Below are 25,004 nucleotides of genomic sequence, written 5' to 3' on the forward strand. Positions count from 1 at the left end.
TGCGTTGGATATGCTCAGGCCACGGATAGTGTTGTGGGACAGCGAGGGCGGGCCCTCGTCAGCCCCTGTTTCACGGAGCCAGCGAGAGGAAGTCCACGATGAAGTGCCGTCAGTGCGGAAACGTCAGCCAGGCAGGAGCCAAGTTCTGCAGCAATTGTGGCGCGCCGCTCTACGACAGCATGGGGGACACCACCACCGTCCTCGGGGCGATCACGGATGACCACGACGGCGAACTGACCGCCGATGACCTGGAAGCGGTCCGCGGACTCTCCGGCGGCGACGCGCTGCTGATCATCAATCGCGGTGGTTCCGGGAGCTCCCGGATCCTGATCGATTCCGACGTCACAACGGTCGGGCGACACCCGCAGTCCGACGTGTTCCTCGACGACATCACGGTCTCCCGGCATCACGCGAAGTTCATCCGTACGGGCGGGGACCTCTTCATCGAGGACCTGGGCAGTCTCAACGGCACCTATGTCAACCGCAAACTCGTGGAGGAGCGCACCCAGCTCAAGCAGGGCGACGAGATCCAGATCGGCAAGTACAGGGCAACGATCAGCCTGAGCGAGCCCGGGCTGCGCTAATGCCGAGTGCCCCCCGCACCATCGGCCAGGTCCTGGAGTTGCTCCGCCCCGAGTTCCCGGACATCTCCGTATCGAAGTTGCGCTACCTGGAATCGGAAGGGCTGGTCTCACCCGAGCGCGACCAGCCGTCCGGCTACAGGCGGTTCCGGGCCGAGGACGTGGACCGGTTGCTGTTCGTCCTCCGGGCCCAGCGCGACCGTTACCTGCCACTGAAGGTGATCAGGGAACAGCTCGAAGCGCTGGACCGCGGGGAGGAAGTCCCACTGGAGGCCCCTGCGTCACCCGAGGCCGCCGTCGACACGCCAGAGGCGCCAAAGCAGCCCCGCCAGCGCGCCGCCGCCGGCAGCAGGCTTGTGACCAGGCGGCAACTCCTGTCCGAATCCGGTCTGGGTGAGGCATCGCTGATCGAACTGGAGCGGCTGAAGATCATCGCCCCGCGGCGGGGCTCCAGCCTGTATGGCAGGGAGGCCGTGGCCATCGCCGCCGCAGCCAAGAACCTGGGCAGCTTCGGGGTGGACCCGCGACAGTTGCGCGTAGTCCAGCAAGCCGCGGTCATGGAGGCGGCACTGCTGGAGCAGGCCCTGCTGCCATACCGACGTCGCAGCGGGATCCCCAAGGACGTCCTGGCCGACGTCTACCGGCAGGTGCTGCAGGCACATGCCGCACTGCTCCACAGCCAGATCCACGAGTAATAGGCTTGGGGGCATGATCAAGCTCGACGTCATCGGCATAAGGCTGACCAGTCCGGAGGATTCGCCGGTTCTGCTGTTGCGCGAGCGGACCGGCTCCAGGCTGCTGCCGATCTGGATCTCATCGGTGGACGCCGCTGGCATCGCTCTCCTGCTGGACGGCGACGACTCCTTCCACCGCCCGCTGACCCACGACCTGCTCGCTGCGATGGTCGCGGAGCTGAATGACAAGGAAGAGCCCGGTGTGGTGCGCATCACCGAGATGCGTGACGGCGTGTTCCATGCGGTCCTCGAGGTTGGGGAGTACGTCTTCGATGCCCGTCCCAGTGACGGGATAAACCTGGCGCTGCGCCTCGGATGGTCCGTCGAGTGCGCCGAGCAACTGATGGACCAAGTGGGCGTGGAGGTTGACGAGGGTGGCACCGACGAGGTCGAGCGCTTCCGCGAGTTCCTCGACTCGGTCAACCCGGATGACTTCGAGAACGACGACAGTTGAGGGTTTGAAGCAGAGGTTGAGGGTTGTGGGTGCAGGGCCACCGTTCGCGGTGTGTCTTGGGCGTGTCGTTGACCGACGGCGCGGCCGGGGGTTAGCGTCATTGCATCGACGTTGTTACGTCGGTGTCATTACGGGCAGAGCGAGGGAAACGCAGTGTCACAGAACGCAGGAAGTGCAAGTGGGCAGCCACCGCTGCAGGATCTGCTCATCGAGGGCGACTTCTCACCCCTGCCGGTGGACTCCGGCTACCGCGGGCCGGTCGCTCACCGGGTCGCAGGCATCACCTACCGCCAGCTCGACTACTGGGCGCGCACGGGACTCGTCGTCCCCGAGATCCGCCAAGCCGGCGGTTCGGGCACGCAGCGCCTCTACTCCTTCCGCGACATCCTGCTGCTGCGCGTGGTCAAGCGCTTCCTGGACGTGGGGATCTCCCTCCAGCAGATCCGGGTCGCGATCGACCATCTGCGCGCTCGCGGCGTCGAGGACCTGACGGAGATCACGCTCCTCAGCGATGGGTTCAGCGTCTATGAATGCACCTCGGCCAATGAACTGTACGACCTCTCCAAGGGTGGTCAGGGGATGTTCCTGATCTCGGTCTCCAGCGTCTGGAAGGAGATCGAGGGAACCCTGAGTTCCCTGCCGACCGAGCGCGCCGAGAACACGGTCGAAGGTGGGCAAGCCCCTGACGGCGCCGGTGACGAGCTCGCGGCTCGCCGAGGCCTCCGAGCGGTCTAGATCCCAGCGAATTTGGCAATGCTCTAGGGTTGTAATTGGGACCGACCGGTTCCGCAGCCGTCCAAGGAGCGCAGTGAGCCAGCCGAACGCCCGTCCAGCCAAACCACAGACGGTCCTCGAAGTCCTCCGGACCGAGCGCCTCGGCCCGCACATGGTGCGGGTCTACCTCGGCGGCAGCGGTTTCGCGCAGTTCCGAAACAATGACTTCACCGACAAGTACGTCAAGATCCTCTTCGCCGATCCGAGTCTCGGCCTGGAACCGCCGTATGACCTGGCGAGACTGCGCGAGCAACTTCAGCCCGGACAACTGCCGGTGACCCGCACCTACACGGTGCGCAAGGTCGACGTCGAGCAAGGTTGGATCTGCCTGGACTTCGTCGTCCACGGTGACGAGGGCATCGCTGGGCCATGGGCAGTGCGGGCCCAACCGGGCGAACGCGTCTGCTTCACGGGGCCAGGGGGAGCCTACGCGCCGGAACCCGACGCTGACTGGTACCTGTTCACCGGAGACGAGAGCGCGCTGCCTGCCATCAGCGCCGCCCTTGAGGCGCTGCCCGCTGACGCCGTCGGGGACGCCTTCATCGAGGTCACCGGAGCCGACGACGAACTCGCCCTGACCGCACCGCCCGGGCTGAACCTGCACTGGCTGCATCGGGGAGCAGCGGAGCCGGGCACTTCCACGGTCCTCGTCGACGCCGTCGCCGACTTCTCGTGGCGGCCGGGCCGCGTACAGGTGTTCGCCCACGGTGAGCGGGAGTCGGTCAAGGCGCAGCGGGACGTGTTCTTCGTCACCCATGGACTCGAGCGCTCCCAGGTCTCCATCTCCGGCTACTGGGCCTACGGGCGCACCGAGGACCGGTTCCAGGCCGAGAAGCGCGAGCCGGTGGGACAGATACTGGAACCCTGACGGCTAGGGTCGCTGGCATGAAGGAGCGCATCGACAAGATCCTGCGGAAACCCGCGGTCGCCCACATTTTGGCCGCCAACGACCGCTACAACCGCCGACTCGGCCCGCAGTTCGCTGCGGCGGTCACCTACTTCTCCGTGCTGTCGATGGTGCCCATCCTGATGTTCGGGGTATCGATGCTCGGCATGACCCTCACCGTGCTGAGACCCGACTGGCTGGAACTGGTACAGGAGTCGATCACCGCCGAACTCGGCGACAACTCGATGGCCAAGTCCATCAAGGAGGTCATCGACCACGCCTTCGCCAACTGGCAGGGCATCGGTCTCGTGGCGTTGCTCACGGCCGCCTACTCCGGCACCAACTGGGTCGGAAACCTGAAGAAGGCCTTCCGTGTGATGTGGCGGGACCGGTTCTCCGACGCGTCGGTGGGGAAGAACCTCCTGGTGGAGATCATCGAGAACTTCTTCATCTTCCTCGCGCTGCTCGTGATCATGGCCGTTGCATTCGGTATGACCTCGGCGGGAAGTTCCTTCTCCCACGTCGTGATCGAGTGGCTGGGACTAGCGCAGGTGCCCGGCATCGGGGTCTTCTTCCGCATCGTCACCATCGCGCTGGTCCTGGCGGCCAGCTGGCTGCTGTTCTCGTTCCTGTTCATCGTCCTGCCAGGGCAGGGCACCAAGGTCCGCACCTGGCTCGTTGGCACCTTCTCCGGAGCTGTTCTGGTCACAGCCCTCCAGCAGGTCGCCAGTCTGGTGATCGGCATCTTCTCCGGAAACGCCGCCGCGTCCATCTTCGGCCCGGTCATCGTCGTGATGCTGATGTTCAACATCCTCGCCACGATCATCATGATGGTGGCCGCTTGGGTGGGGACCGCCGACACCTGGCAACAGGAGCAGGCCAAGCACGACGCCGAGAAGGTGGCAGGCGTAAAGCGGAGGGATGAGGTCGAGGTGGAGGGCGAGGACGACTCCGAGGAAGTGCTACCCAGCCCGGAGCCCGACACGCCGAAGTCGTGGGCGGACAAGCGGCGCAGGGAACGCTGGGCGGCGCGCAAGCCGCTGGAGCAACTGCGGGTGGCCAACTATGACCCGGAGGCCCCGCCGGAGCAGGAGCCGGCACCGGACGTGCCACCAGACATCGCCGCCCGCAGCGTGAAGGTCGGCATGGGCGTCGGCTGGGGCGTCGGCGCCGCGACCGGCATCGGGCTGGGGGCCGCGCTGGCGGCCTTGGTGGCGAAGATCACCGGCCGGTGATGCCTCAGGAGTGGTGGACCTCAGTCGGGTCGTTCCACACGGTGTAGCCCTCGGCGGCCTCGATTCCGTACAGCTCTGCCAGATGCAGGATCTTGCGCGCCCTCGCCAGGCGCGGGATGTCCGAGCCGTCCCGGATCTCCCCGCCCTCTGCTTCGAACTCGCGCAGGAAAGAGTTCGCCCAGGAGATGTCCGCCTGCGAGGGGGACAGGATCTCGTTCACGATCGGGGCCTGCTCCGGGTTGAGGCAGATCTTGCCCGTCATCCCGAACTGCGCGGTGACGCCGGCGGCGTCGGCCAGTGCAACCCCGAGCGCTCCGACGGCCGGGCCGTCGATGGGACCGGGCAGTCCGGCCCCGCGCGAGGCGATGGTGAACTGGGACCGCGTGTAGGCCAGGATCATCGGGTCGTCGTCGAAGCCGGTGTCGCGACGGTAGTCGCCCAGCCCGAATCCCAGCCGGAAGGTGGGGCGGGCCTCTGCGATGGCCTGGAGCTGCTGGACGCCCCGGGCGGTCTCGACCAGGGCCACGATTCTCGTGCCCGGCAGCAACTCGGAAGTCCGCAGGATCGCCTCGGGCGACTCGACCATCGCGAGCATCACGCCCTGGAGCCCCGCACAGCCCGCGAGTTCCCGACAGTCCCGCTCCCAGAACTCGGTGCCGAAACCGTTGATACGCACCCACGCCTCGTGCCCGGTCGACAACCACTCCACCACGTTGCCCAGCGCCTCAGCCTTGCGGGTGGGGGCGACGCCGTCCTCGATGTCCAGGACGTTGGAGTCGGCCCGGGACTTCTCGGCGATGCGGAAGCGGTTGGTGTGGGTGCCGTTGACCAGCAGCCACGAGCGGGCGAACTCCGGGCCAAGAGCGTTACGGTTCGTCACAGACATCCTCCTCGATGTGCGTCCGGGCTCAAGCTAGCGCGGGACGGCGGCTGTGACAAAACACGACGCCCGCGGTCCATCGTGGACCGCGGGCGTAGCGCTTTTCGTTCAGATCAGTGCGCGGCTGCAGCCTTCGGCGCGTCCTGCCCGATCGCATCGACCATCTCCAGGTACCAGTCCGTGGTGATGTCGAACGCCTTGCCGCCCGCGATACGGTCGAAGGCGATCGCGCTGAGCTTGTCGCCGTTCTCCTCGTCCTGGCCGATGACGCCCGGCTCGCCGCGCAGGGCACAGTCCACGGCCAGGTCGGTGCACTGCCGGATGAGGGCAAGGTCGGCGTCGTTGGCCGCGGCGGAGCGGGAGAAGTAGCCGGACTTCTGCACCATGACCTTCTCGGCGCCGAGTCGCTTGGCGAACTTGTCGCCGAACCACTTGCCGGGGTTGACCTCGTCGAGCCGGACGTGACCGAACGGGTCACGGGGGACGGACTCGCCAGAGGCCTCGATGGCCGCGACGATGGCGTCGAGGCCAGCGCCCTCGGACAGGAAGATGGTGACGTTGCCGACCTCGTCCATGACCTTGCCGAGGCGCTCGGCCTCGCGGTCGATGTCGATCTCGGCCTCGGGTACGTAGACCGCGTGGACGTCCCAGGCCTCGCGGCTGAGGCCGATCTCCGGCAGCCACTCCTGGGTGTCGAGCCACTTGCGGTACTCGGCGGCCGTGGCGGCCGTGAGCCAACCGCAGTGGCGCCCCATGACCTCGTGGATGATGAGCATGCGGGAGCCGGAGTTGTGCTCGGCGACGATGTTCTTGGCGAAGATCGCCCCCTGCTCAGCCGCCGTCCAGGCCCCGAGCGACTGCTTGATCGGGATCACGTCGTTGTCGATCGTCTTCGGCAGACCGACGACGGTGAGGGGGTAGTCGTTCTCCGCGAGGAAGGCCGCCAGGTCCGCGGCGGTGGTGTTGGTGTCGTCGCCGCCAATGGTGTGGAGGACGTCGACGCCGTCGGCCACAAGCCTGTCAGCTGCCACCTTCAGCGGATCCTGACCCTCCTGGACGAGGCCGCGCTTGACGAGGTCCTTCACGTTGGTGAGCTTGACGCGGGAGTTTCCCACGGGGGAGCCGCCGAACTTGTGCAGCAGTCCGGCGTTGCGGCGCACGGTATCGGTCACCTCGAGGTAGTCACCCTTCAGCAGGCCCTGGTAACCGTGCCGGTAGGCGATGATCTCCACCTCGGGAGCAACTTCGGTGTAGCGCTCGATGAGTCCACCGATGGCGGACGAGAGGCACGGGGCGAAACCGCCGGCGGTGAGAATGGCTACCTTGTTGACCATGGGGGTCCTTTCCTTGAAAGCAAGTGAGGGTCTTTCGTGCCAAGCCTATTGCAAGCCGTCCAGCCCACCTGGGCAGGGCCAAGGACCGGCCTCGTGGAAAGTTGTCCACAGGCCACCGCCGCGCGCCGTCGGCTGACCTCCCCGGCTGGCAGGATTCGGTTCATGCACGACGAGCGGGGGCTTGGCGGCGGCATCCAGGTGACACTCCTGCTGCCCTTGGCCATCAGTGTCCTGCTGTTGACCCTGCAATGGGCACTCGTCTCGTGGGCGGAAGCCACCGCATTGGCCGCCGCACAGGATGGAGCCCGGGTGGCCGCTGCCCACCGCAGCAGCGGGGGCGAGGGCAGGCATGCGGCTGGGAGGGCAGCCGCGGACGGCGGCCTGCAGGCACCGAGCGTCACGGTGGACCGGGGTCCGCGCCTGACGGTGGTCACGGTGACGGGCACCGCGCATTCGGTGGTGCCCGGCTGGGAGCCCCGCATATCGCGGACGGTCGAGGTTCCGACGGAGAGGATCACACAGTCATGAGTCGACGCCTGAACGAGCGCGGTGGCGCTGTGGCCGTGGAGGCAGCCGTCCTGGTTCCCGCGCTGGTGCTGTTCGTCGGCCTGGTGGTCCTGATGGCTCGGGTGGCGCTGGCCGACCAGGCGGTGAGCGCCGCCGCGGTCCAGGCCGCGCGCGCCGCGTCGCTTGAGCGCAACGTGACGGATGCTCGATCGGCGGCCCGCAGCACGGCCGTGGGCGCACTGGAGGACGCCGACCTGCAGTGCGGCGACGAATCGGTCCAAGTCGACGCCGCGGGGGTTCAGGCGCCGCTCGGGCAACCATCGACGGTGGCCGTGACGATCACTTGCACGGTGCCGGGCGAGCTGTCCTTCCCGGGCTTTCCGTCGTCGCGAACCATCGTCGCCACCCGCCAGTCCCCGGTGGACACCTACCGGGGCAGATGATGCCTACCTTCGGGGACCGGGAGCGCGGTGCCATCGCCGTATGGGCCAGCCTGGCCCTGCCAGCGTTCGTGGCGTGCGTCGGACTGGGAGTGGACCTGGCCGGTCATGCAGGCGCACAACAGGATGCTCGGGCGGTGGCACAGGAGGCGGCCAGGGCGGCCGGACAGTACCTGGTGGTCACACCCGGCATCAGCCCGTATGCCGACACGCCGCGTGCGGTACGCGCCGCCACGGCCTACGTTGAGGCGTCGGACTTCGACGGCTCGGCCGTCGTCGCCGGGGGCGAGATCCGCGTCGGCGTCACGGGCAGCTACCGGACGCTGTTCCTGGGGATGCTGGGCGTCGACTCCCTACCGGTCAGAGGCGAGGCCGCCGCTGGCGTTACCACCGTGATCCGAGGCGAGGAGCGCTGAGCCGCAACGTTCGGCCCCGCGGGCGCGTAGGCTTTCGAAATGGCTCAGTACTACGACGTTCACCCTGACAACCCGCAGCCCAGGTCGCTGGCCCAGGTGAGCAGCATCCTGGAAGACGGCGGCCTGGTCGCCTATCCGACGGACTCCTGCTACGCGCTGGGCTGCCTGCTCGGAAACGCAGAGGGACTTCAGCGAATCCGTCGGATCCGCAAGCTGGACGACAAGCACCATTTCACGCTCGTCGTGGACGAGTTCGCGAAACTGGGGCCCTACGTCGACATGGACAACCGGGTCTTCCGCGCCGTCAAAGCGGCGACCCCGGGCCGCTACACCTTCATCCTGCACGCCACCAAGGAGGTGCCCAAGATGATGCAGCATCCCAAGAAGAGGTCGGTGGGAGTGCGGATCCCGGACCACCGGACCACCTTGTCACTGCTGGAGACCTTGGGGGCGCCGCTGATGTCCTCGACGCTGCTGCTGCCGGGGCAGGAGGATCCGCCGGTGGACGGCTGGACGGTCAAGGAGTTGCTGGATCACGAAGTGGACGCGGTCCTCGACTCCGGGGACTGCGGTGTGGAACCGACCACCGTGGTGGACTTCACCGGCGAGGTTCCCGAGATCGTGCGGGTAGGCGCAGGCGACCCGGCCCCCTTCGAGTAAGCGTCCACCAGGTCAGTTGATGATCCGCAGAGAGAAGGGGAAGCGATAGGCCCGCCCTGACCGGTAGGCCTGCGGGCCCTGGACGGCACCCATCACGGCGAACACGAACAGCACCAGGCTCGCGATGCCGCCCACTATCCACCCCACGACGGGGATCGTGGCCACCAGGCCGGCGATGACCCGGGTCAGCTGGAAGTTCATGTTCTCCTTCACGTGGTCCGCCACCAACGCGTTCTTGTCCTTCTCGCTCAGGTAGAAGATCAGTGCGGGGATCCAGGAGAAGAACACGCTCAGCCAGTAGTTCAGCGTCACCGTGCTGGCCCCGGCTTCGGTGGGGCCCTGGGTCCAGGCCGGGTTCAGCTGACCCGCACCGTAGGCGGCTGGCGCTCCGTACCCACTCTGGAGGTACTGACCGGACTGCTGCCCGTAGGCGTGCTGGCCGTAGGGGTCGGCTGGAGGCGGAGCGTACTGGGCGGCTGATGGCGGAGCGTAGGGGTCGGCCGAAGGGTGCCCCTGGGGATTTGCCGCGGCCACGGTATGCGGGTCGCCACCCAGCGAGGGCTGGTTGGGGGCGGAGTCATGGTCGTCGGACATGAATCCCAACTCCTCCGCCTCCTCCTCGACGGTGTCGTCGGACGGCTGGCCCTCCGCCATGGCGTCATCGAAGGCCTTGTAGGGGTCCCATGCGTCGTCGTTGCGGCCACTGTGCCCAGGATTGTCGTGTTCGGTCACTGCTGCTCCTTGTGTGCTGGTGTGCCAGTTACGCGGGGCGCGGGGCAAGGCGATCCTGGCCAACCCCTCCAGCGTAGGCCCTCGAATGGGCAACAGCGCGACGAACCTGGCGCTCCGTTGCGAGCGATCAGCGGGAACGATCGGAGTGGCTCAATGGCCCTGTTCCGCCTCCGGCTCCGCAGCGATGCCACGCGTCTGGGCGATTCCGCTGATGCGCCGGGCGAGCTGGACGTCGCGTTCGGTGAGGGCACCGACGTCGTGGCTCATCAGGTGGAGCTCGACGTGGTCGTAGCTGAGCAGCACGTCGGGGTGGTGGTTGGCTTCTTCCGCCACCTCGCCGACGGCGTTGACGAAGGCGAGTCCGTTGGCGAAGTCACCGGTTTGGTAGCGAGCGTGCAACTCGCCCTCGGCGTGGCGCCAGTCCGGCAGGTTCGCCTCGGAGATGTCTTGCTGCGAGAGCTTGGTCATGGGTCCATTCTGCGTCGGTTTGGCTACGACAGCCGGGATTCATGCGGACTTCACATCGATGAGTGGGTCCACTCCCCGGCGACCATGGTTGCGAGTGTCTCGGCGACGGTGAACTCGCCAGCCAGGAGCGCCTCGGGTGAGCTGGGCACCAAAGTGAGATCTGCGGGCTGCCCCTTTGCGATCCGCGTCCGCACGCTTGCCGTGATCGCCTCCAGCGGGGTGATGGCCTGGTCGGGATGATGCGTCCGGTTCACGGCCGCGTCCATCGAGAGCCAGGGGTCGAGCGGAGCGACCGGCGCGTCGGAACCGAAGCGCAGTTCGGCACCCGCGTCCAGCAGCGCTCGCAGGGGGAACAGGTTCGATCCTGCTCCGGGCCAGATCTGTGAGACCAGCCGCTGGTCGTCGAGCAGGTGCGAGGGCTGCACGCTGGCGGCGACCCCCCGCTCCCGGAAGCGTGCGACGTCGGCGGGCGCGACCAGTTGAGCGTGCTCCACCGTCCCCGTCGCGCCGGTGGCCGCGAACGCGTCGAGGACCAGCCGGCAGGCCTCGTCACCGATGGCGTGGACCGCAGCCGAGATGCCGTTCGAGCGGGCCCGGGAGAGCAGTTCGCACAGCTCCTCGGGGGTGAAGTTCGTCGTCCCGTGGGGTAGCTCGGGCAGCGGATGCGCGTAGGGCTCCATGGACAACGCCGTGCGGGAGTTCATGGAACCGTCGAAGATGACCTTCAGCGGCCCAACGCTGGCCAGGCCACCGAGCGGGTCGCCGCTGCGAAGGCCCTCGGAGATGAGTCGCTCCAGATCCTGCGGATAGGTCGCCGCCTCCACGCGCAGGCCGATTGGACCGGCAGCGGCTCGACGGGCCCACGACCCGACCGCCCACCGCATTTCCATGTCGACGATCCCCACTACGCCACGGGAGGCGGCCGTCCTGGAAGCCCTCGCGACGGCACGGTCCAGCAGTTGGGATTGGGAATCCATCAGGTTCGAGATCGCCGTGAAGGCGTCGTCCTCGACGAGGAACCCCGCGGTCGTGCGCCCACCGAGCCCCGCGGCCGCGAGGGCGGAACTGCTCAGCCACACCGAGTGCATGTCGGCCGCGATCAGTGCGATCGGGGCAGGGGAGAGCGCATCCAACATCCCCGCCGTGGGCGGCGACGGCCAGTGTCCTGAACGGAACCCGAAGCCCAGGACGGGATCACCAGGAGGAGCGGTGACGAGGTGGCGCCGCAACTGCTCCGCGATCTGTTCGGGGGAGTCGTCGCCCGACAGGCCCAGACATCCTGAGATCAGGGAATGGGTCCCGAAGTGGGTGTGGTGGTCCCACAGTCCCGGGAGAAGGGTGGCGCCCTCGGCATCGACGTCCCCACCCGGCCCGTGGCTGGGGCGAACTCCCGAGATGGTGGCGTGGGTCACCTCGACGTCGGCCAGTCCCGGCGCTGCCGAGGTGTCGACGCCGGTCATCCGGGCGAGTTCTGGCAGGAGCCTGACACGACTGATCAGCACTGGGGGGCTCCTCACCTTGTCGAATTGCGTTGCCGATTGGTGTAGTCATGATCCATGACCAGTCAGATCGCCGCCAATCTCGCCGCCGTCCAGGCCCGGATCGCAGCGGCCGCGGCAGCTGCGGGGCGGGACGTCGCAGACATTCGGCTGCTGCCGGTCACCAAGACCAAGTCGCCTGCCGACGTGCTGGAGGCCCATGACTGTGGCTACCGCCGCTTCGGCGAGAACAAGGTCCAGGAGGCGCAGGCCAAGTGGGAGGAACTCCGCGACGTCGCGGACATCGAGTGGGCCATCATCGGCCATCTCCAGACGAACAAGGCCCGTTTCGTCGCCAGGTTCGCCTCCGAGTTCCAGGCGTTGGCGTCAGTGAAACAGGCTGCCGAACTCGACAAGCGGCTGCACGCCGAGGGGCGTCGCCTGGAGGTCCTGGTGCAGGTCAACTCTTCGGGGGAGGACCAGAAGTTCGGGCTGCCGCCGGAGGAAGTGCTGTCGTTCACGCGGCAACTGTCGGCCTTCGACGCCCTCGACGTGAGGGGATTGATGACGCTGGCTGTCTTCAGCGACGACGCGGTGCGGGTTGCGCACTGCTTCCAGGTGATGCGCGAGGTCCAGCGCAACCTGCGGGACGCCGACGGGGGTGGCTGGGGCGAACTGTCCATGGGCATGTCGGGGGACTTCGAGCTGGCGATCGCGCACGGGGCCACGTGCGTCCGGGTCGGTCAGGCGATCTTCGGGGCCCGATTGAACCCTGACGACTACTGGCCGGGAGCGGCCACGTGACCATGTTCACCATCGGGCATTCCACCCATCCCCTCGACGAGTTCGTCGGGCTCCTGAGGATGCACGGTGTCGACCACCTCGTCGACATCCGCACCGTGCCGCGTTCGAGGACCAATCCCCAGTACAACCTGGACGCCCTGCCCGAGTCGCTGGCGAAGCACGGAATCGGACACGAGTACCTGAAGGGCCTGGGTGGGCTGCGGAAGGTCCGGGCCGACTCGGTGAACACCGCCTGGCGCAACAAGTCCTTCCAGGGCTACGCGGACCACATGGCCAGTGCGGAGTTCGGTGAGGCGCTTGCCGAACTGGAGCACCGCACGTCGGAACACACGGTGGCCATCATGTGTGCGGAGGCGGTCTGGTGGCGCTGCCACCGCTCGATGGTGGCCGAAGCCATGCTGGTCCGAGGACACGACGTGTCGCACATCATGCCCGATGGCAGGCTCGTGCCCGCCAGCCTGCGGGAGTTCGCCGTCGTCGAGGGCGCGCGCCTCACCTATCCGGGGCCGGCGGGCGGGGATGGCACCACGCCATAGGATGGCGCGGAACCCTCGGGAGGAACTTGATGAACATTGTTGACTGGGCTGTGGAGGTCATGGCGCTGCTCGGAGGCCCGGGCGTCGCGCTGCTGCTGTTCCTTGAGAACGTGTTCCCGCCGATTCCGTCCGAGGTCATCCTGCCGCTGGCCGGAGTGACCGCGGGACAGGGCGTCCACAACTACTGGGTGATCCTGGCGTGGACCATCGTCGGCTCGGTCACCGGGGCGTGGTTGCTCTACGGGCTCGGCTACGGACTTGGTGGTGCCCGCGTACGGTGGCTGTGCGACAAACTCCCGCTGCTCGAGGTCGAGGACTTCGACAAGTCGGTGGCCTGGTTCGCAAAGCACGGCACCGCCGGAATCTTCTTCGGCCGGATGGTCCCCGGGATCCGCTCGCTGATCTCGATCCCGGCCGGGGTCTACAGGATGCCGATCTGGAAGTTCACCGGCCTCACCACCGCCGGCTCCGCCATCTGGAACACCATCTTCGTCTCGTTCGGTTACGTCCTGGGTGACAACTGGCACGTCATCGAGCCATACACGGACCTGCTGTCCAATGCCATCTATGTGATCATCGCTCTGCTGGTGCTGTGGTTCGTGGTCGCCCGCGTTCGGCGCAACCTGAAACGGCGCACCCTGGAAGCTTCCGCGAACCGGACGAGCGAGAGCGACACGGACCCCGGTCCGCTCAAGTGACCAGCGGCCGTGCCACCATGTTGGCAGGCTTCGAATGGGAGATTTCTAGATGAGCGACAACCCGCACAACCAGCCGGGCGCCCCCTACGGGCAGCAGAACCCCTACGGGCAGCCGAGTCCCTACGGCCAGCCGACTCAGTACGGCCAGCAGCCCACTTACCCCCAGCAGGCTCCCTACGGACAACCGGCCCAGTACCCAGGACAGGCGCCCTACGGCGCCTACGGACCCAACGGCCTCTACGACGAGGCCCCTGTCGAGCGTTCCGGCACGCTGGGCGTGGTCGGTCTGGTCATCGTCATCGTCGCTGCCGTCGCCCTGCTCATCTGTTCCTGGCTCCTCGGGCAGGCGCTCAGTGACCTGTTCCTAGCCATCGGCCAGGATCCAACGGCGATCAACAGCGAGGAACTCGCCAGGGACCCGCGCTTCCAGGAGTTCGCGAACCAGGCGAGCGGGCAGTGGCTCATCGCGTCGTTGGCAGTGGTCGGAGGCCTCGTCGGTTGGATCATGAGCATCGTCGCCACCGCGACGCGACGTGGCCGCGGCTTCGGGATCATGGGCATCGTCCTCGGGGTGCTGGCGCCGGTCCTCGCCCTGATCACGCTGACCGTGGCCATGTGGCCGGCCATGGTCGCGTTCGGCTGACCCACCCAGGCCCCTGGCGGGGCATCCGTCGCTGGCACGGGTAGTATCCCAGCGGCGGAAAGGGAGCGAATGAGGAAAACCGGCTTCGACCGAGACAAGTACCTGGCGTTGCAGTCCCAGCACATCGACCAGCGACGCAGGCAGTTCGGTGGCAAGCTCTACCTCGAGTTCGGCGGGAAGCTCTTCGACGACAACCACGCTTCCCGGGTCCTGCCTGGATTCACCCCGGACAACAAGGTCCTCATGCTTGAGCAGTTGGCCGACGAGGTCGAGATCCTGATAGTCATCAGTGCGCTCGACCTGGCCAGGAACAAGCATCGAGGGGACCTCGGCATTCCCTACGAGGCAGACGTGCTGCGCCACATCGACGTGTTCCGCTCCTACGGGCTCTACGTCGGCTCCGTGGTGATCTCACACGTGACCGAGGACAATCGCCTCGCCAGGGCCTTCAAGCGCAAACTTGAACGTCTCGGGATCAAGGTCTACCGGCATTACCCGATCAAGGGCTACCCCAACGACGTCCCGCTCATCATCAGCGAGCAGGGCTACGGCCGCAACGACTACATCGAGACCAGCCGCGACCTCGTGGTGGTCACCGCTCCCGGCCCGGGCAGCGGCAAGATGGCCACCTGCCTCTCGCAGCTCTACCACGACCATCTCCGCGGCATCCGGTCCGGGTACGCGAAGTACGAGACTTTCCCGATCTGGAACCTCCCTCTGGACCACCCGGTCAACGTCGCCTATGAGGCCGCGACGGCGGACCTGGACGACGTCAACATGATCGACCCGTTCCACCTGTCGGCCTACGGCGAGCAGGTGGTCAACTACAACCGGGACGTCGAGGTCTTCCCCGTTCTCAACATGCTGTTCGAGCGGCTGCTGGGTGACTCCCCGTACAAATCGCCGACGGACATGGGCGTCAACATGGCCGGGCACTGCATCTCGGACGACGACGTGTGCCGCGCGGCATCCTCCCAGGAGGTGATCCGGCGCTACTACAAGGCGCTGGTCCACGAGAAGCGCGAGGAACTGGATCCAGCCGTCTCGGACCGGATCGGCCTCTTGATGAACACCTTGGCCATCACCAAGGAGGACCGGCCGGTGGTGCTGCCCACCCTTGACCTCGCGGCCCGGACCAAGGCACCCGCAGCCGGCATCGAACTGCCCGACGGACAGCTCGTCACCGGAAAGACCTCAGCGCTCCTCGGAGCGTGCTCGGCCATGCTCCTCAACGCGCTGAAGGTCCTCGCCGGCATCGACGACTCCGTGACACTGCTGGCGCCGGAGTTGATCGAGCCCATCCAGCGGCTGAAGACCGACCACCTGGGCAGCCACAACCCTCGGTTGCACACCGACGAGGTGCTGATCGCGTTGTCCGTGAGCGCGAATTCCGACGAATACGCACGTCGTGCCCTGGACGAACTGCAGCAGTTGCGTGGTTGCGACGTCCACTCGAGCGTGATCCTGGGCCCGGTCGACGAGGGGATCTTCCGCAACCTTGGCGTCCACGTCACGAGCGAGCCCGAGTACCAGACCAAGAAGCTCTACCGGAAGAGCTGACCACCAAGCGCCAACCGGCTTCCTTCTATTCCCGGGATAGAATGTTGCAATTTTACCGCAACATTTTCCGGGTTCTTGGAAACTTCCCATGCGCCCGAAGATTCTGCTTACTATCTGGGCACAGTCGTGCGTCCTGGACGAAGGAGTCTTCAAGTGCCACTCAAAAACCGATCCCGGCGGTCGCTTGCGCTGATCGCGGCCCTTCCCCTCGTGGTGGCGGGCTTGGCCTCGCCCGGAGCGCTCAACCCCGCCGTCGCAGCGGAGGGGGACCCCATCGTCGCGGGCACCTTCCAGTCCGAGCTCGGCTGCTCGGGGGACTGGCAGGCGGACTGCCGCGACACCGAACTGCTGGAGACGGCCGCCGGGAGTGGCATCTTCTCCGCGACGTTCACGGTGCCGGCCGGGGAGCAGAAGTTCAAGGTGGTCCTCGATCCGGCCTGGAACCAGGCGTTCGGCGCCAACAACGACCCTGGCCAGGACGCCGTGATCAATCTTCCGGTCGAGATGGACCTCACCTTCTCCTTCGACTCCAGCACCAACCGGGTCGGGGTCACGGCGGCCACCCTTGCCTCGGGCGCCGACGTCGCCGAGGACGCCACGATCGCGCAGCCCGCCGTCCGGAACGCCGAGGTGGAGAACTTCTACTTCGTGATGACCGACCGCTTCGCCAACGGCGACACTGGGAACGACACCGCCGGGATCGCCGGTGATGCCCTGGCCCACGGCTTCGACCCGACCAACGAGGGCTTCTACAACGGTGGCGACATCGCGGGACTGATGCAGCAACTGGACTACATCGAGGGGCTCGGCACCACGGCGATCTGGCTCACCCCGTCGTTCATGAACCGTCCCGTGCAGGGCACCGGTGAGAACGCCTCCGCCGGCTACCACGGCTACTGGATCACCGACTTCACCACGATCGACCCGCACCTTGGCACAAACGAGGAATTGGCACAGCTCATCGAAGCGGCGCACGCCCGCGGCATGAAGGTGTACTTCGACATCATCACCAACCACACCGCCGACGCCATCGCCTACGCCGAGAACCAGTACAGCTACGTGGATACTGCCACCTCGCCCTACCGCGACGCCGCCGGCAACGTCATCGACATCGCCGCGTTGGCCGGCACCTCCGACTGGCCTGAGCTCGACCCGGAGGTGTCCTTCCCGTACACGCCGATCCGCAGGGAAGGCGCTGACATCACCCCGGCGTCGCTGAACGACGTGACGCTCTACCACAACCGCGGCGACTCGACCTGGACGGGGGAGTCCGTCACGCTCGGCGACTTCGTCGGTCTCGACGACCTGATGACAGAGCACCCCGACGTCGTGGCCGCCATGATCGACATCTACAAGACCTGGATGGACCTTGGCATCGACGGCTTCCGCATCGACACCGTCAAGCACGTCAATTTCGAGTTCTGGGAGGAGTGGACGGCTGCCATTTCAGACCACGCCGACGCGACCAATCCCGACTTCTTCATGTTCGGCGAGGTCTACGACGCCGATCCCGAGTTGCTCGCACCGTACGTCCGTGGGACCGAGATGGACGCCACCTTGGACTTCGCGTTCCAGTCCTCGGCCGCGAACTTCGCCAAGGGTTTCACCACCAGGGGCCTGTCCGCGCTCTTCTCCGGTGATGACCTCTACCTGACCGACGACTCCTCGGCCGCAGCCCTGCCCACGTTCCTCGGCAACCACGACATGGGACGCATCGGCTTCTTCGTGAGCGGTTCGGGACAGGCGCAGGACCGCTCCGTGCTTGCGCATGAACTCATGTACCTCACGCGCGGGCAACCGGTCGTCTACTACGGCGACGAGCAGGGCTTTGCGGGCACCGGCGGGGACAAGGCGGCGCGTCAGTCGCTGTTCGCCAGCCAGGTGGAGTCCTACCAGAACCAGCCCCTCTTGGACGGCAGCACGCTCGGGTCCCAGGACCATTACGGGACCGACGTCGTGCTCTACGACGCCATCGCCGCCCTCGCCCAGCTGCGCCAGGACAACCCTGCCCTCGCCGACGGCGCGCAGTACGAACTCCACGCCAGCGACGGCGCCGGGATCTACGCGTTCTCGAGAGTCGAAGCGGGTGAGAAGACCGAGTACCTCGTCGCGCTCAACAACGCGACCTCCGACGCGAGTGCAGAGTTCACCACGCTCACGCCTGGAGCCACCTACACCCCGGTATACGGCGGCGGCTCGGCTGTCACCGCCGACGCCGACGGCCTGGTCACCCTGGGCGTCCCGGCGCTGTCGGCTGTCGTGCTCAAGGCCGGGACGCCGGTGCCGGCCGGGACCGGTGAGGTCGAACTGGACCTGGCCAATGGTTCCCCGGTCTCCGGAAACCTCGTTCCGCTCACCGCCACGGTGCCCGCAGATCGCTGGGCGGAGACCACATTCGCGTACCGCACCTACGAGTCGGGCGCGCAGTTCAACACCATCGGGATCGCCGAGGATGACACCCCTCGGGTCTACGCCGACTTCTCTGCCCATGCTCTGGGCACCCCGCTGGAGGTCCGCAGCGTGCTGACCGACGCCGACGGGGTGGCCGGCGGCGACTCCGCGCTCGTCTGGGTGGGTCAGGACCTCTCCCTGGTCCCCACCGCCGACGGCGAGGAGCCCCCGGGCGGGCTGCTGGTCACCATTCCTGGAAGCCACAACGCGGCCATGGGCTGCACCGGCGACTGGCAGCCCGACTGCCAGGAGGCTGCACTGACCCTTGATGAGAACTCCGGGCTCTACACCGGGGTGTTCACCGTCCCTGCGGGCACCTACGAGTGGAAGGTGGCCTACAACGGCAGCTGGGACGAGAACTACGGCGCCGACGGCGTGCCCGGCGGCCCGAACCTGACCTACACCTCCGACGGCACTACGCTGCGCTTCTTCCACGACCCGGAAAGCAAGCTTTCCTGGGTGGTCCACACCAGCGGCATGGTGACCCTCCCCGGATCCTGGCAGGCGGCCCTGGGTTGCCCGGGTGACTGGCAGCCGGAGTGCCTCGCCACCGCCATGCGCCCCTTGGGCGACGGCACCTGGGTGTTCTCCACCGACGACCTCCCGGCCGGCAGCTACGAGATCAAGGCCGCCGTCGGCGGTTCGTGGGCGGAGAACTACGGCGTCGGAGGCGTGCGGGACGGCGCCAACTACACCTTCAGCACCAACGCGGGCGAGGTGGTCACGGTCATCTACGACGAGACCACCCACGTCCTCACGATCGAGGTCGCAAACCCACCGCTGGCCGGCGTAGGCCAGGCCTGGGCCCAGTGGCTGACGCCCACGGTGATCGCCTGGCCGAAGTCGCTCATCACCGGGGACCTGGCGTCCCTGACCTGGCGGCTCCACCATGACCCGACCGGCGCCGTGGAGGTGACCGACGGCGTCGCCGGGGGAGAGGCCGTCACCCTGACCTTCGGGGGCGACCTTCCTGCCGCCCTGGTCCAGGAGCACCCGCACCTGGCCAACTACGTGGCCCTCACCGTCGACGCGGCGCTGGCCGAGCAGGTCGTCGGCCACGAGCTCGTGGTCAGCGCGAGCGAGGGTGACGTCCCGCGTGCGGCCACCGGGGTTCAGATCCCGTGGGTCCTCGACACGCTGTACGCCGATGACCTGGCCGACGTCGAACTGGGTCCGGTCTGGAATGCGGGCGTGCCGACGCTGCGCGTCTGGGCGCCGACGGCCAACGACGTCTCGCTGTTGCGTTGGCCGGCCGATGGGTCCGGCGACCCCGTTGAGGTGCCTGCCACGGCGGCCGACGACGGCACGTGGTCGGTGAGCGGGGAGGCCGACTGGCAGGACTCGCAGTACCTCTGGGCGATCGACGTCTACGTCGCCTCCGAGGACGCAGTGGTCACCAACCGGGTGACCGACCCGTACTCGCTGGGACTGACTCTCAACTCCGAGCGTTCGGTGCTGGTGGACCTGGCCGACCCCGACCTTGCTCCGGACCAGTGGGCCGAGGTGCCCTCGCCCGAGGTGCGCAACGATGCCTCTCGCACCATCTGGGAGTTGCATGTGCGGGACTTCTCAATCGCCGACGAGTCAGTGCCGGAGGCGGAACGGGGGACGTACAAGGCCTTCACCCGCGCGGACTCCAACGGCATGCAGCACTTGGCACAGCTCGCCGACGCGGGCATGGACACCGTGCACCTGCTGCCGACCTTCGACATCGCCACGATCGAGGAGGATCATGACCTGCAGGTGGATCCGGTGATTCCCGACGCGGGTCCCGCCTCCTCCGAGCAGCAGGCCGCGGTCTCCGCCGTCGCTGACGAGGACGGCTTCAACTGGGGCTATGACCCGTTCCATTACACGACTCCCGAGGGCTCCTACGCCACTGAGGGCAACCAGGTGGGCGGTGCCCGGAGCTTCGAGTTCCGTGAGATGGTCGGGGCGCTGCACGCCACCGGGCTGCAGGTCGTCCTCGACGAGGTCTACAACCACACAGCCGCTTCCGGACAGGGCGAGAAGTCGGTGCTGGACAAGGTGGTTCCCGGGTACTACCACCGGCTTTCACCCTCCGGGACGGTGGAGACCTCGACCTGCTGCCAGAACGTCGCCACGGAGCACGAGGTGGCCGAGAAGCTGATGGTGGACTCGGTGGTGACGTGGGCCAGGGACTACAAGGTCGACGGCTTCCGCTTCGATCTGATGGGTCACCATTCCCGCGAGAACATGGAGGCGGTGCGGGCCGCCCTCGATGAGCTGACGCTTGCCGAGGACGGCGTGGATGGCTCGGCCATCTACCTCTACGGCGAGGGCTGGAACTTCGGCGAGGTCGCGAACAACGCCCAGTTCTACCAGGCCACGCAGGGCCAGCTCGACGGCACCGGCATCGGTGCCTTCAACGACCGGCTCCGCGACGCCGTCCGGGGCGGGGGACCCTTCGACGAGGACCACCGCATCAACCAGGGCTTCGGATCCGGTCTGTACACGGATCCGAACGCCGTTGCCGTTGGGACTCCGGAGGAGCAGTTGGCCAGGCTGCGGCACAGCCAGGACCTCATCCGCATCGGGATGGCCGGCAACCTCGTGGACTTCACCTTCGAGGCAGCCGACGGCACGCTCAAGCGTGGCGACCAGCTGGACTACAACGGCCAGCCCGCTGCGTACGCGACCGAGCCGACCGAGTCGGTCAACTACGTCGACGCCCACGACAACGAGACGCTGTTCGACTCGAACGTGTTCAAGTTGCCCGTGGACACCCCGATGGCCGAGAGGATCCGCATGAACACGGTGGCCCTTGCCACGGTGGCGCTGGGACAGTCGCCGTCGTTCTGGCACGCCGGCACCGAGGTCCTGCGCTCGAAGTCGCTGGACCGGAACTCCTACAACTCCGGAGACCACTTCAACGCGCTGGACTTCACGCTGGAGTCCAACGTGTTCGGAACCGGACTGCCCATGGCGGCCGACAACGAGGCGAAGTGGCCGATCATGGAGCCGCTGCTGGCAGACCCGGCCCTGAAGCCGGGGCAGGCCGACATGGAGGAGGCGTTTGCGCAGTCGCTCGACCTGCTGCGCCTGCGCAAGTCGACGCCACTGCTCACGCTGGGGACAGCCGATCTCATCCACGAACGGGTCAGTTTCCCCGGCGCGGGCGATGAGTCCGTGCCAGGTCTGTTGCTGCTGGCAGTCGATGACCGGGCTGGCGAGTACGACGTCGACGTCGATTCCGAACTCGACGGCGTCCTGGTGGCGATCAACGCCACACCCGAGCAGATCACCGTGCCGGTGCCCGAGTTGGCCGGCCGCGGGTATGAGCTCAGCGACGTCCAGGCCGACGGCCACGACGACGTCGTCAAGGCGACGAGGTGGGTCACCGCCAGCGGCGAGTTGACGATCCCCGCCCGCACGGCTGCGCTGTTGGTGGACGGGGTCGACAGGCGCCCGTCGCCGATCCCCAGCGCCACGCCGACCCAGCGTCCGACCGGGATCCCCAGCGCCACGCCGTCAAGGCCGGGCTGGTACAACCCGCACCGGGACCTGTACTCCACCCCTGGTTTCCACTGGGTCAACGGGCGGCAGTGGTTCACCCAGTGCGAGCCGTACTCGCAGACGATCAGGTGCCGCACCAGCATCTGGTCCACACAGGTGGCCTTCGACGGCAGCAAGTACGTCCAGAGCACCGGCTGGCACTTCAACAACCTGACGTACCTGCCGATGATGAAAAGGGAACAGTGGGCCAGCAACCCGCTCGGTTTCACGGGGGAGTGGAGGGCGACGGATGGTCGCCGGTGGCGTACTGAGTGCGACACCGCCGTGAGCGGGAGGAATGGCTGCAGGAGCTACGTTTGGGCGGGATTCGTGACCTCGAGGATCGATTCCGCAGGCAACCGCATCTTCTTCCGGGACCAGAACTGGTTGTTCAACAACATCGTCCGGTTCAGGTGAGTAACTGTTTCTGACGAGGCAGGCCCGTGGGATCAACCCGCGGGCCTGTCCCGTTCCTGGTCCGGGCGGCTACATCCGACTGGGCGCGGATGCCGCTCATTCATGACAGGCTTTGCAGATGAGTACTGAGCAGACCGGAGACAGCACAGCCCACGAGGTCGAGTCGCGCCAGGTGGTGGATGCCCCGCTTCGCCGTTCCCAGGAGGAGGCGGAGCACGAGAACCCCGAGGTGCACGGCGATCCGCAGGACCAGCCCGTCTCCGAGGAGGAGGTCGCGTCGTTCAAGGAGTGGGAGGACAACGCGACCGAATGAAGCTTGAGCCGATCGGGAAACGCGCATGAAAGGACAGCCCGATGTCGACGCAGGAACACATAGACGAAACCCTCGACGCTGCTGATGCGCCGGCTCCGGACAGCCCGAAGAAGCCAGAAGCCCCTCCGAAGCTGACCGGAGCCAGCTGGAAGTACGCAATCAGACGCGCCCTGCGCGAGTTCTCCGCCGACGGCGGCACGGACCTGGCCGCGATGCTCACCTACTACACCGTGTTGTCGCTGGCCCCGGCGTTGCTCGCGATCTTCTCCATCGTTGCGCTCGTACTGGCCAACAACGCCGAGATGGTGACCACGCTCGTCGACGACCTCGTTCGCCAGAGCGTCCCTCCTGACTACCAGGGCCTCGTCGTCGATCTGGTGGAGACCGCCACGACGTCGGCCACCGGTGGCGTCATCGCACTCGTCATCGGCGTCGCAACCGCGCTCTGGTCGTCTTCGGCCTACGTCAAGGCCTTCTCGCGCAGCACCAACACCATCTATGGTCGCGAGGAGGGGAGGGGACTGGTGACGCAGACCCTGACGATGCTCGGCACCACGCTGGTGATGCTGCTGGGCGTCGTGCTCATCCTGGTTTCCTTGGCACTCAACGAGGAACTGGTGGGCGGGCTGTTCGGGCCCATCGCCGAGCCGTTGGGACTGGGCGGGGTGCTGGACTTCATGATGCGCACGTTCCTGCCCATCTGGGCCTGGGTGAAGTGGCCGGTGATCCTGGGGATCATGGTCGTGATGATCGCGGTGCTCTACTACTTCACCCCGAATGTGAAGCAACCCAAGTTCCGCTGGATCAGCCTGGGTGCGATCGTCGCCATCGTCGGCATCGCCATCGCAGGGGGCCTGCTCGCCCTGTACTTCACGTTCCTGGCGGGCTACAGCTCCTACGGGGCCATCGGCACCGTCATGGCGCTCCTGTTCGCCCTGTGGGTGTTCAACATCGTGCTGCTGCTGGGCGCGGAGGTCGACGCTGAGGTCGAGCGGGCGCGTGAGCTCCAGGGCGGCATCGAGGCGGAGGCGAGCATCCAGCTGCCGCCCCGGGGCACCACCAAGGTCGAGAAGATGAAGAAGGCCCGCGACAAGTTCGAGGCCGACGGTCGGGCGCTGCGTGAGTCGAGCCAGGGTACCGAGTCGGGGGCTGAGGAGGACGAGGGGAAACCCGGCCCCAGTCAATCCGGCGAGTAGGCGGGGTTCACCGACGACTCAGCACCTGTCCGGTCCCGATTGGCACGACGACCTCGCCCTGGAACCCGGCCGGCAGTTCCACCTCAGCCATGCCGTCGGCGGCGGTGATGCGGTACCGGCCTGCGAACGAGTCGACGCGGACGCGGCCGTCGAAGTCCGTGATGAGTTCCCTGGAGCCGTACCACCAGTCGCCCTTGATCAGGTTCCGGAGGGCGTCGTAGCCGGGCTTCGGGGAGCCGTCTCTGCGCAGCAATCCACAGGGGGCACCCAGCCAGGCGCCGTGATCGGTGATGCCCCAGTAGGTGATGGATTCCACCGCCGGGTGCGCGAACGCGGTGGTGTAGTGCTGCACCAGGTCGTCGGCCTGGCGGGCCTCGCCCTCGGGCGTGGTGGGCCAGTCGTCCACCTCGAAGTCGTTGAGGTCGACGATGTGGGCGGGCATGAGGTCTCCTGAGACCAGTGTTGTCTCGGTGAGCTGGATGGGGATCCCGAACTGCGCGAACCGCTCGATGCGTTCGTGGATCTCTTCTGCGCCCCGGAAGCCCTGATGCATGTGGGTCTGCAGCCCGATGGCGTCGATCTCGATGCCTGCTTGCAGACAATCGCGGATCAGATCGACGTAGTCCTGGGTGAGCTCGAAGTCGTTGACCACCAGCCGGGCGTTCGGGTTCGCGTCGCGGGCAGCTTCGAACGCGAGCCGGACCATCGCGACGCGGCCGAGCTTCTGCGCGAGGCGGGTGACCGCGTTCTGCTCGGCCGTGAAGACCGGGAGGATCACCACCTCGTTGATTGCGTCCCAGTGGTCGACGAGGCCCGCGAACGCCGTCACGTCTCGGGTGATCCGCTCACGGATGGCCGCCTCGACGCCGACGTCGTCGAGGTCGAGCAACCATTTGGGGGCAAGCGTGTGCCACAGCAGTGGGTGCCCCTTCGGTCGAACGCCGCGCTGCCTGAACCAGAGTGCGGTAGCCAGCAGTCGCTCCGTGTCAGTGCTTCCAGGAGTGGGTTCGAACTGGCGCCAGTAGAACGGAAGGGTGGCTTGGTTGAACAGCTCGAGCCAGAGCTTGCTCAGCGTGTCCATGTCCGGGGCTGGCTGATGGTTGGAGCGCTCGACGCCTGCCGGGGGGCCGGCGATCCAGTCAACGAACTCGAATCCGATGTTGCCGAAGCCGAAGGCGTGGTCTATCTGCTCGACGGTGACGCGTGCGTCGGCGAGCGGATCCCCGGAGGCGGAGCGGAGGAGCAGGCACGCATTGGTCTTGCGGTGCAACAAATGATCCATGAGGACTTT

24 protein-coding genes are annotated in these 25,004 nt (G+C 66.9%); 18 read left to right on the forward strand and 6 right to left on the reverse strand.

The genetic code is table 11. The features are described from left to right. The first annotated feature begins 98 nt into the window (after window positions 1-98). The 6 genes from LKO27_RS05480 (at window position 99) to LKO27_RS05505 (ending at window position 4,664) form a co-directional block, all read left to right on the forward strand. The gene (locus tag LKO27_RS05480) at window positions 99-584 is read left to right on the forward strand and encodes an FHA domain-containing protein (protein WP_227735944.1); all 486 of its coding nucleotides are present in this window, start codon (window positions 99-101) and stop codon (window positions 582-584) included. Then, window positions 584-1,276 (forward strand): MerR family transcriptional regulator, encoded by a 693-nt coding sequence (locus LKO27_RS05485; protein ID WP_227735946.1) that lies wholly within the window; start codon window positions 584-586, stop codon window positions 1,274-1,276. Before LKO27_RS05480 ends, LKO27_RS05485 begins: the two co-directional genes overlap by 1 nt. Window positions 1,277-1,289: 13 nt before the next feature. After that, complete coding sequence (locus LKO27_RS05490; protein WP_227735948.1) at window positions 1,290-1,769, forward strand: bifunctional nuclease family protein; 480 nt, start codon at window positions 1,290-1,292, stop codon at window positions 1,767-1,769. Between the two features lie 153 nt (window positions 1,770-1,922). Continuing rightward, window positions 1,923-2,504, forward strand: a complete 582-nt coding sequence (locus LKO27_RS05495; protein WP_370629946.1) for a MerR family transcriptional regulator — start codon at window positions 1,923-1,925, stop codon at window positions 2,502-2,504. A 73-nt stretch (window positions 2,505-2,577) separates the two neighbouring features. Next, window positions 2,578-3,411, forward strand: a complete 834-nt coding sequence (locus tag LKO27_RS05500; RefSeq protein WP_227735951.1) for a siderophore-interacting protein — start codon at window positions 2,578-2,580, stop codon at window positions 3,409-3,411. Between the two features lie 17 nt (window positions 3,412-3,428). Further along, a complete protein-coding gene (locus LKO27_RS05505) occupies window positions 3,429-4,664 on the forward strand; it encodes a YhjD/YihY/BrkB family envelope integrity protein (protein WP_227735953.1) in 1,236 nt (411 codons plus the stop codon). Between the two features lie 4 nt (window positions 4,665-4,668). Here LKO27_RS05505 and LKO27_RS05510 read toward each other — a convergent pair whose 3' ends face one another. Beyond that, window positions 4,669-5,544: a CoA ester lyase gene (locus LKO27_RS05510; RefSeq protein WP_227735955.1), complete on the reverse strand. Its 876-nt coding sequence runs from the start codon at window positions 5,542-5,544 to the stop codon at window positions 4,669-4,671. Window positions 5,545-5,657: 113 nt separating this feature from the next. Beyond that, window positions 5,658-6,878 (reverse strand): pyrophosphate--fructose-6-phosphate 1-phosphotransferase, encoded by a 1,221-nt coding sequence (locus LKO27_RS05515; protein WP_227735957.1) that lies wholly within the window; start codon window positions 6,876-6,878, stop codon window positions 5,658-5,660. A gap of 162 nt (window positions 6,879-7,040) precedes the next feature. Here LKO27_RS05515 and LKO27_RS05520 point away from each other — a divergent pair, with 162 nt between their 5' ends. Genes LKO27_RS05520 through LKO27_RS05535 form a run of 4 tightly spaced genes read left to right on the forward strand, consistent with a single transcriptional unit; the run spans window position 7,041 to window position 8,901 of the window. Further along, window positions 7,041-7,406: a hypothetical protein gene (locus tag LKO27_RS05520; protein ID WP_227735959.1), complete on the forward strand. Its 366-nt coding sequence runs from the start codon at window positions 7,041-7,043 to the stop codon at window positions 7,404-7,406. Continuing rightward, entirely contained in the window at window positions 7,403-7,828 is a 426-nt protein-coding gene (locus LKO27_RS05525; RefSeq protein ID WP_227735961.1) for a TadE/TadG family type IV pilus assembly protein, read from the forward strand. Before LKO27_RS05520 ends, LKO27_RS05525 begins: the two co-directional genes overlap by 4 nt. Then, window positions 7,828-8,241 (forward strand): hypothetical protein, encoded by a 414-nt coding sequence (locus LKO27_RS05530; protein WP_227735962.1) that lies wholly within the window; start codon window positions 7,828-7,830, stop codon window positions 8,239-8,241. The genes LKO27_RS05525 and LKO27_RS05530 overlap by 1 nt, the downstream gene beginning before the upstream one ends. A 39-nt stretch (window positions 8,242-8,280) precedes the next feature. Then, window positions 8,281-8,901: an L-threonylcarbamoyladenylate synthase gene (locus LKO27_RS05535; RefSeq protein WP_227735964.1), complete on the forward strand. Its 621-nt coding sequence runs from the start codon at window positions 8,281-8,283 to the stop codon at window positions 8,899-8,901. Window positions 8,902-8,913: 12 nt separating this feature from the next. On the opposite strand, the gene LKO27_RS05540 is transcribed toward LKO27_RS05535, so the two are convergent. The 3 genes from LKO27_RS05540 to LKO27_RS05550 all read right to left on the reverse strand — a co-directional run bounded on the left by LKO27_RS05540 (window position 8,914) and on the right by LKO27_RS05550 (window position 11,603). Further along, complete coding sequence (locus LKO27_RS05540) at window positions 8,914-9,633, reverse strand: DUF4870 domain-containing protein (protein ID WP_227735966.1); 720 nt, start codon at window positions 9,631-9,633, stop codon at window positions 8,914-8,916. A 150-nt stretch (window positions 9,634-9,783) separates the two neighbouring features. Then, window positions 9,784-10,101 carry a 4a-hydroxytetrahydrobiopterin dehydratase gene (locus tag LKO27_RS05545; protein ID WP_227735968.1) on the reverse strand — a complete coding sequence of 106 codons (318 nt, stop codon included), beginning with the start codon at window positions 10,099-10,101 and terminating at the stop codon, window positions 9,784-9,786. Window positions 10,102-10,151: 50 nt separating this feature from the next. Beyond that, entirely contained in the window at window positions 10,152-11,603 is a 1,452-nt protein-coding gene (locus LKO27_RS05550; protein ID WP_227735970.1) for an amidohydrolase family protein, read from the reverse strand. Window positions 11,604-11,657: 54 nt separating this feature from the next. Between LKO27_RS05550 and LKO27_RS05555 the strand changes: the two genes are divergently transcribed. The 8 genes from LKO27_RS05555 (at window position 11,658) to LKO27_RS05590 (ending at window position 23,713) form a co-directional block, all read left to right on the forward strand. After that, the gene (locus LKO27_RS05555; RefSeq protein ID WP_227735971.1) at window positions 11,658-12,383 is read left to right on the forward strand and encodes a YggS family pyridoxal phosphate-dependent enzyme; all 726 of its coding nucleotides are present in this window, start codon (window positions 11,658-11,660) and stop codon (window positions 12,381-12,383) included. 2 nt (window positions 12,384-12,385) lie between these two features. Next, window positions 12,386-12,919, forward strand: a complete 534-nt coding sequence (locus LKO27_RS05560) for a DUF488 family protein (RefSeq protein WP_227737223.1) — start codon at window positions 12,386-12,388, stop codon at window positions 12,917-12,919. A 29-nt stretch (window positions 12,920-12,948) separates the two neighbouring features. Beyond that, window positions 12,949-13,617, forward strand: coding sequence for a DedA family protein (locus LKO27_RS05565; protein WP_227735972.1), 669 nt, complete (start codon window positions 12,949-12,951; stop codon window positions 13,615-13,617). Between the two features lie 49 nt (window positions 13,618-13,666). After that, window positions 13,667-14,260, forward strand: a complete 594-nt coding sequence (locus LKO27_RS05570) for a hypothetical protein (protein WP_227735975.1) — start codon at window positions 13,667-13,669, stop codon at window positions 14,258-14,260. Window positions 14,261-14,329: 69 nt separating this feature from the next. After that, window positions 14,330-15,820, forward strand: coding sequence for a DUF1846 domain-containing protein (locus LKO27_RS05575; protein ID WP_227735976.1), 1,491 nt, complete (start codon window positions 14,330-14,332; stop codon window positions 15,818-15,820). A 153-nt stretch (window positions 15,821-15,973) separates the two neighbouring features. Then, the gene (gene pulA, locus LKO27_RS05580; protein WP_227735979.1) at window positions 15,974-22,204 is read left to right on the forward strand and encodes a pullulanase-type alpha-1,6-glucosidase; all 6,231 of its coding nucleotides are present in this window, start codon (window positions 15,974-15,976) and stop codon (window positions 22,202-22,204) included. Between the two features lie 118 nt (window positions 22,205-22,322). After that, the gene (locus LKO27_RS05585) at window positions 22,323-22,517 is read left to right on the forward strand and encodes a hypothetical protein (protein ID WP_227735981.1); all 195 of its coding nucleotides are present in this window, start codon (window positions 22,323-22,325) and stop codon (window positions 22,515-22,517) included. 41 nt (window positions 22,518-22,558) lie between these two features. Then, complete coding sequence (locus LKO27_RS05590; RefSeq protein WP_227735982.1) at window positions 22,559-23,713, forward strand: YihY/virulence factor BrkB family protein; 1,155 nt, start codon at window positions 22,559-22,561, stop codon at window positions 23,711-23,713. Between the two features lie 7 nt (window positions 23,714-23,720). On the opposite strand, the gene LKO27_RS05595 is transcribed toward LKO27_RS05590, so the two are convergent. Further along, complete coding sequence (locus LKO27_RS05595) at window positions 23,721-24,995, reverse strand: endo-1,4-beta-xylanase (protein WP_227735984.1); 1,275 nt, start codon at window positions 24,993-24,995, stop codon at window positions 23,721-23,723. Window positions 24,996-25,004: the final 9 nt, after the last annotated feature.

Origin of the sequence: Tessaracoccus sp. OS52, assembly GCF_020687685.1 — a bacterium.
Taxonomy (GTDB): Bacteria; Actinomycetota; Actinomycetes; order Propionibacteriales; family Propionibacteriaceae; genus Arachnia.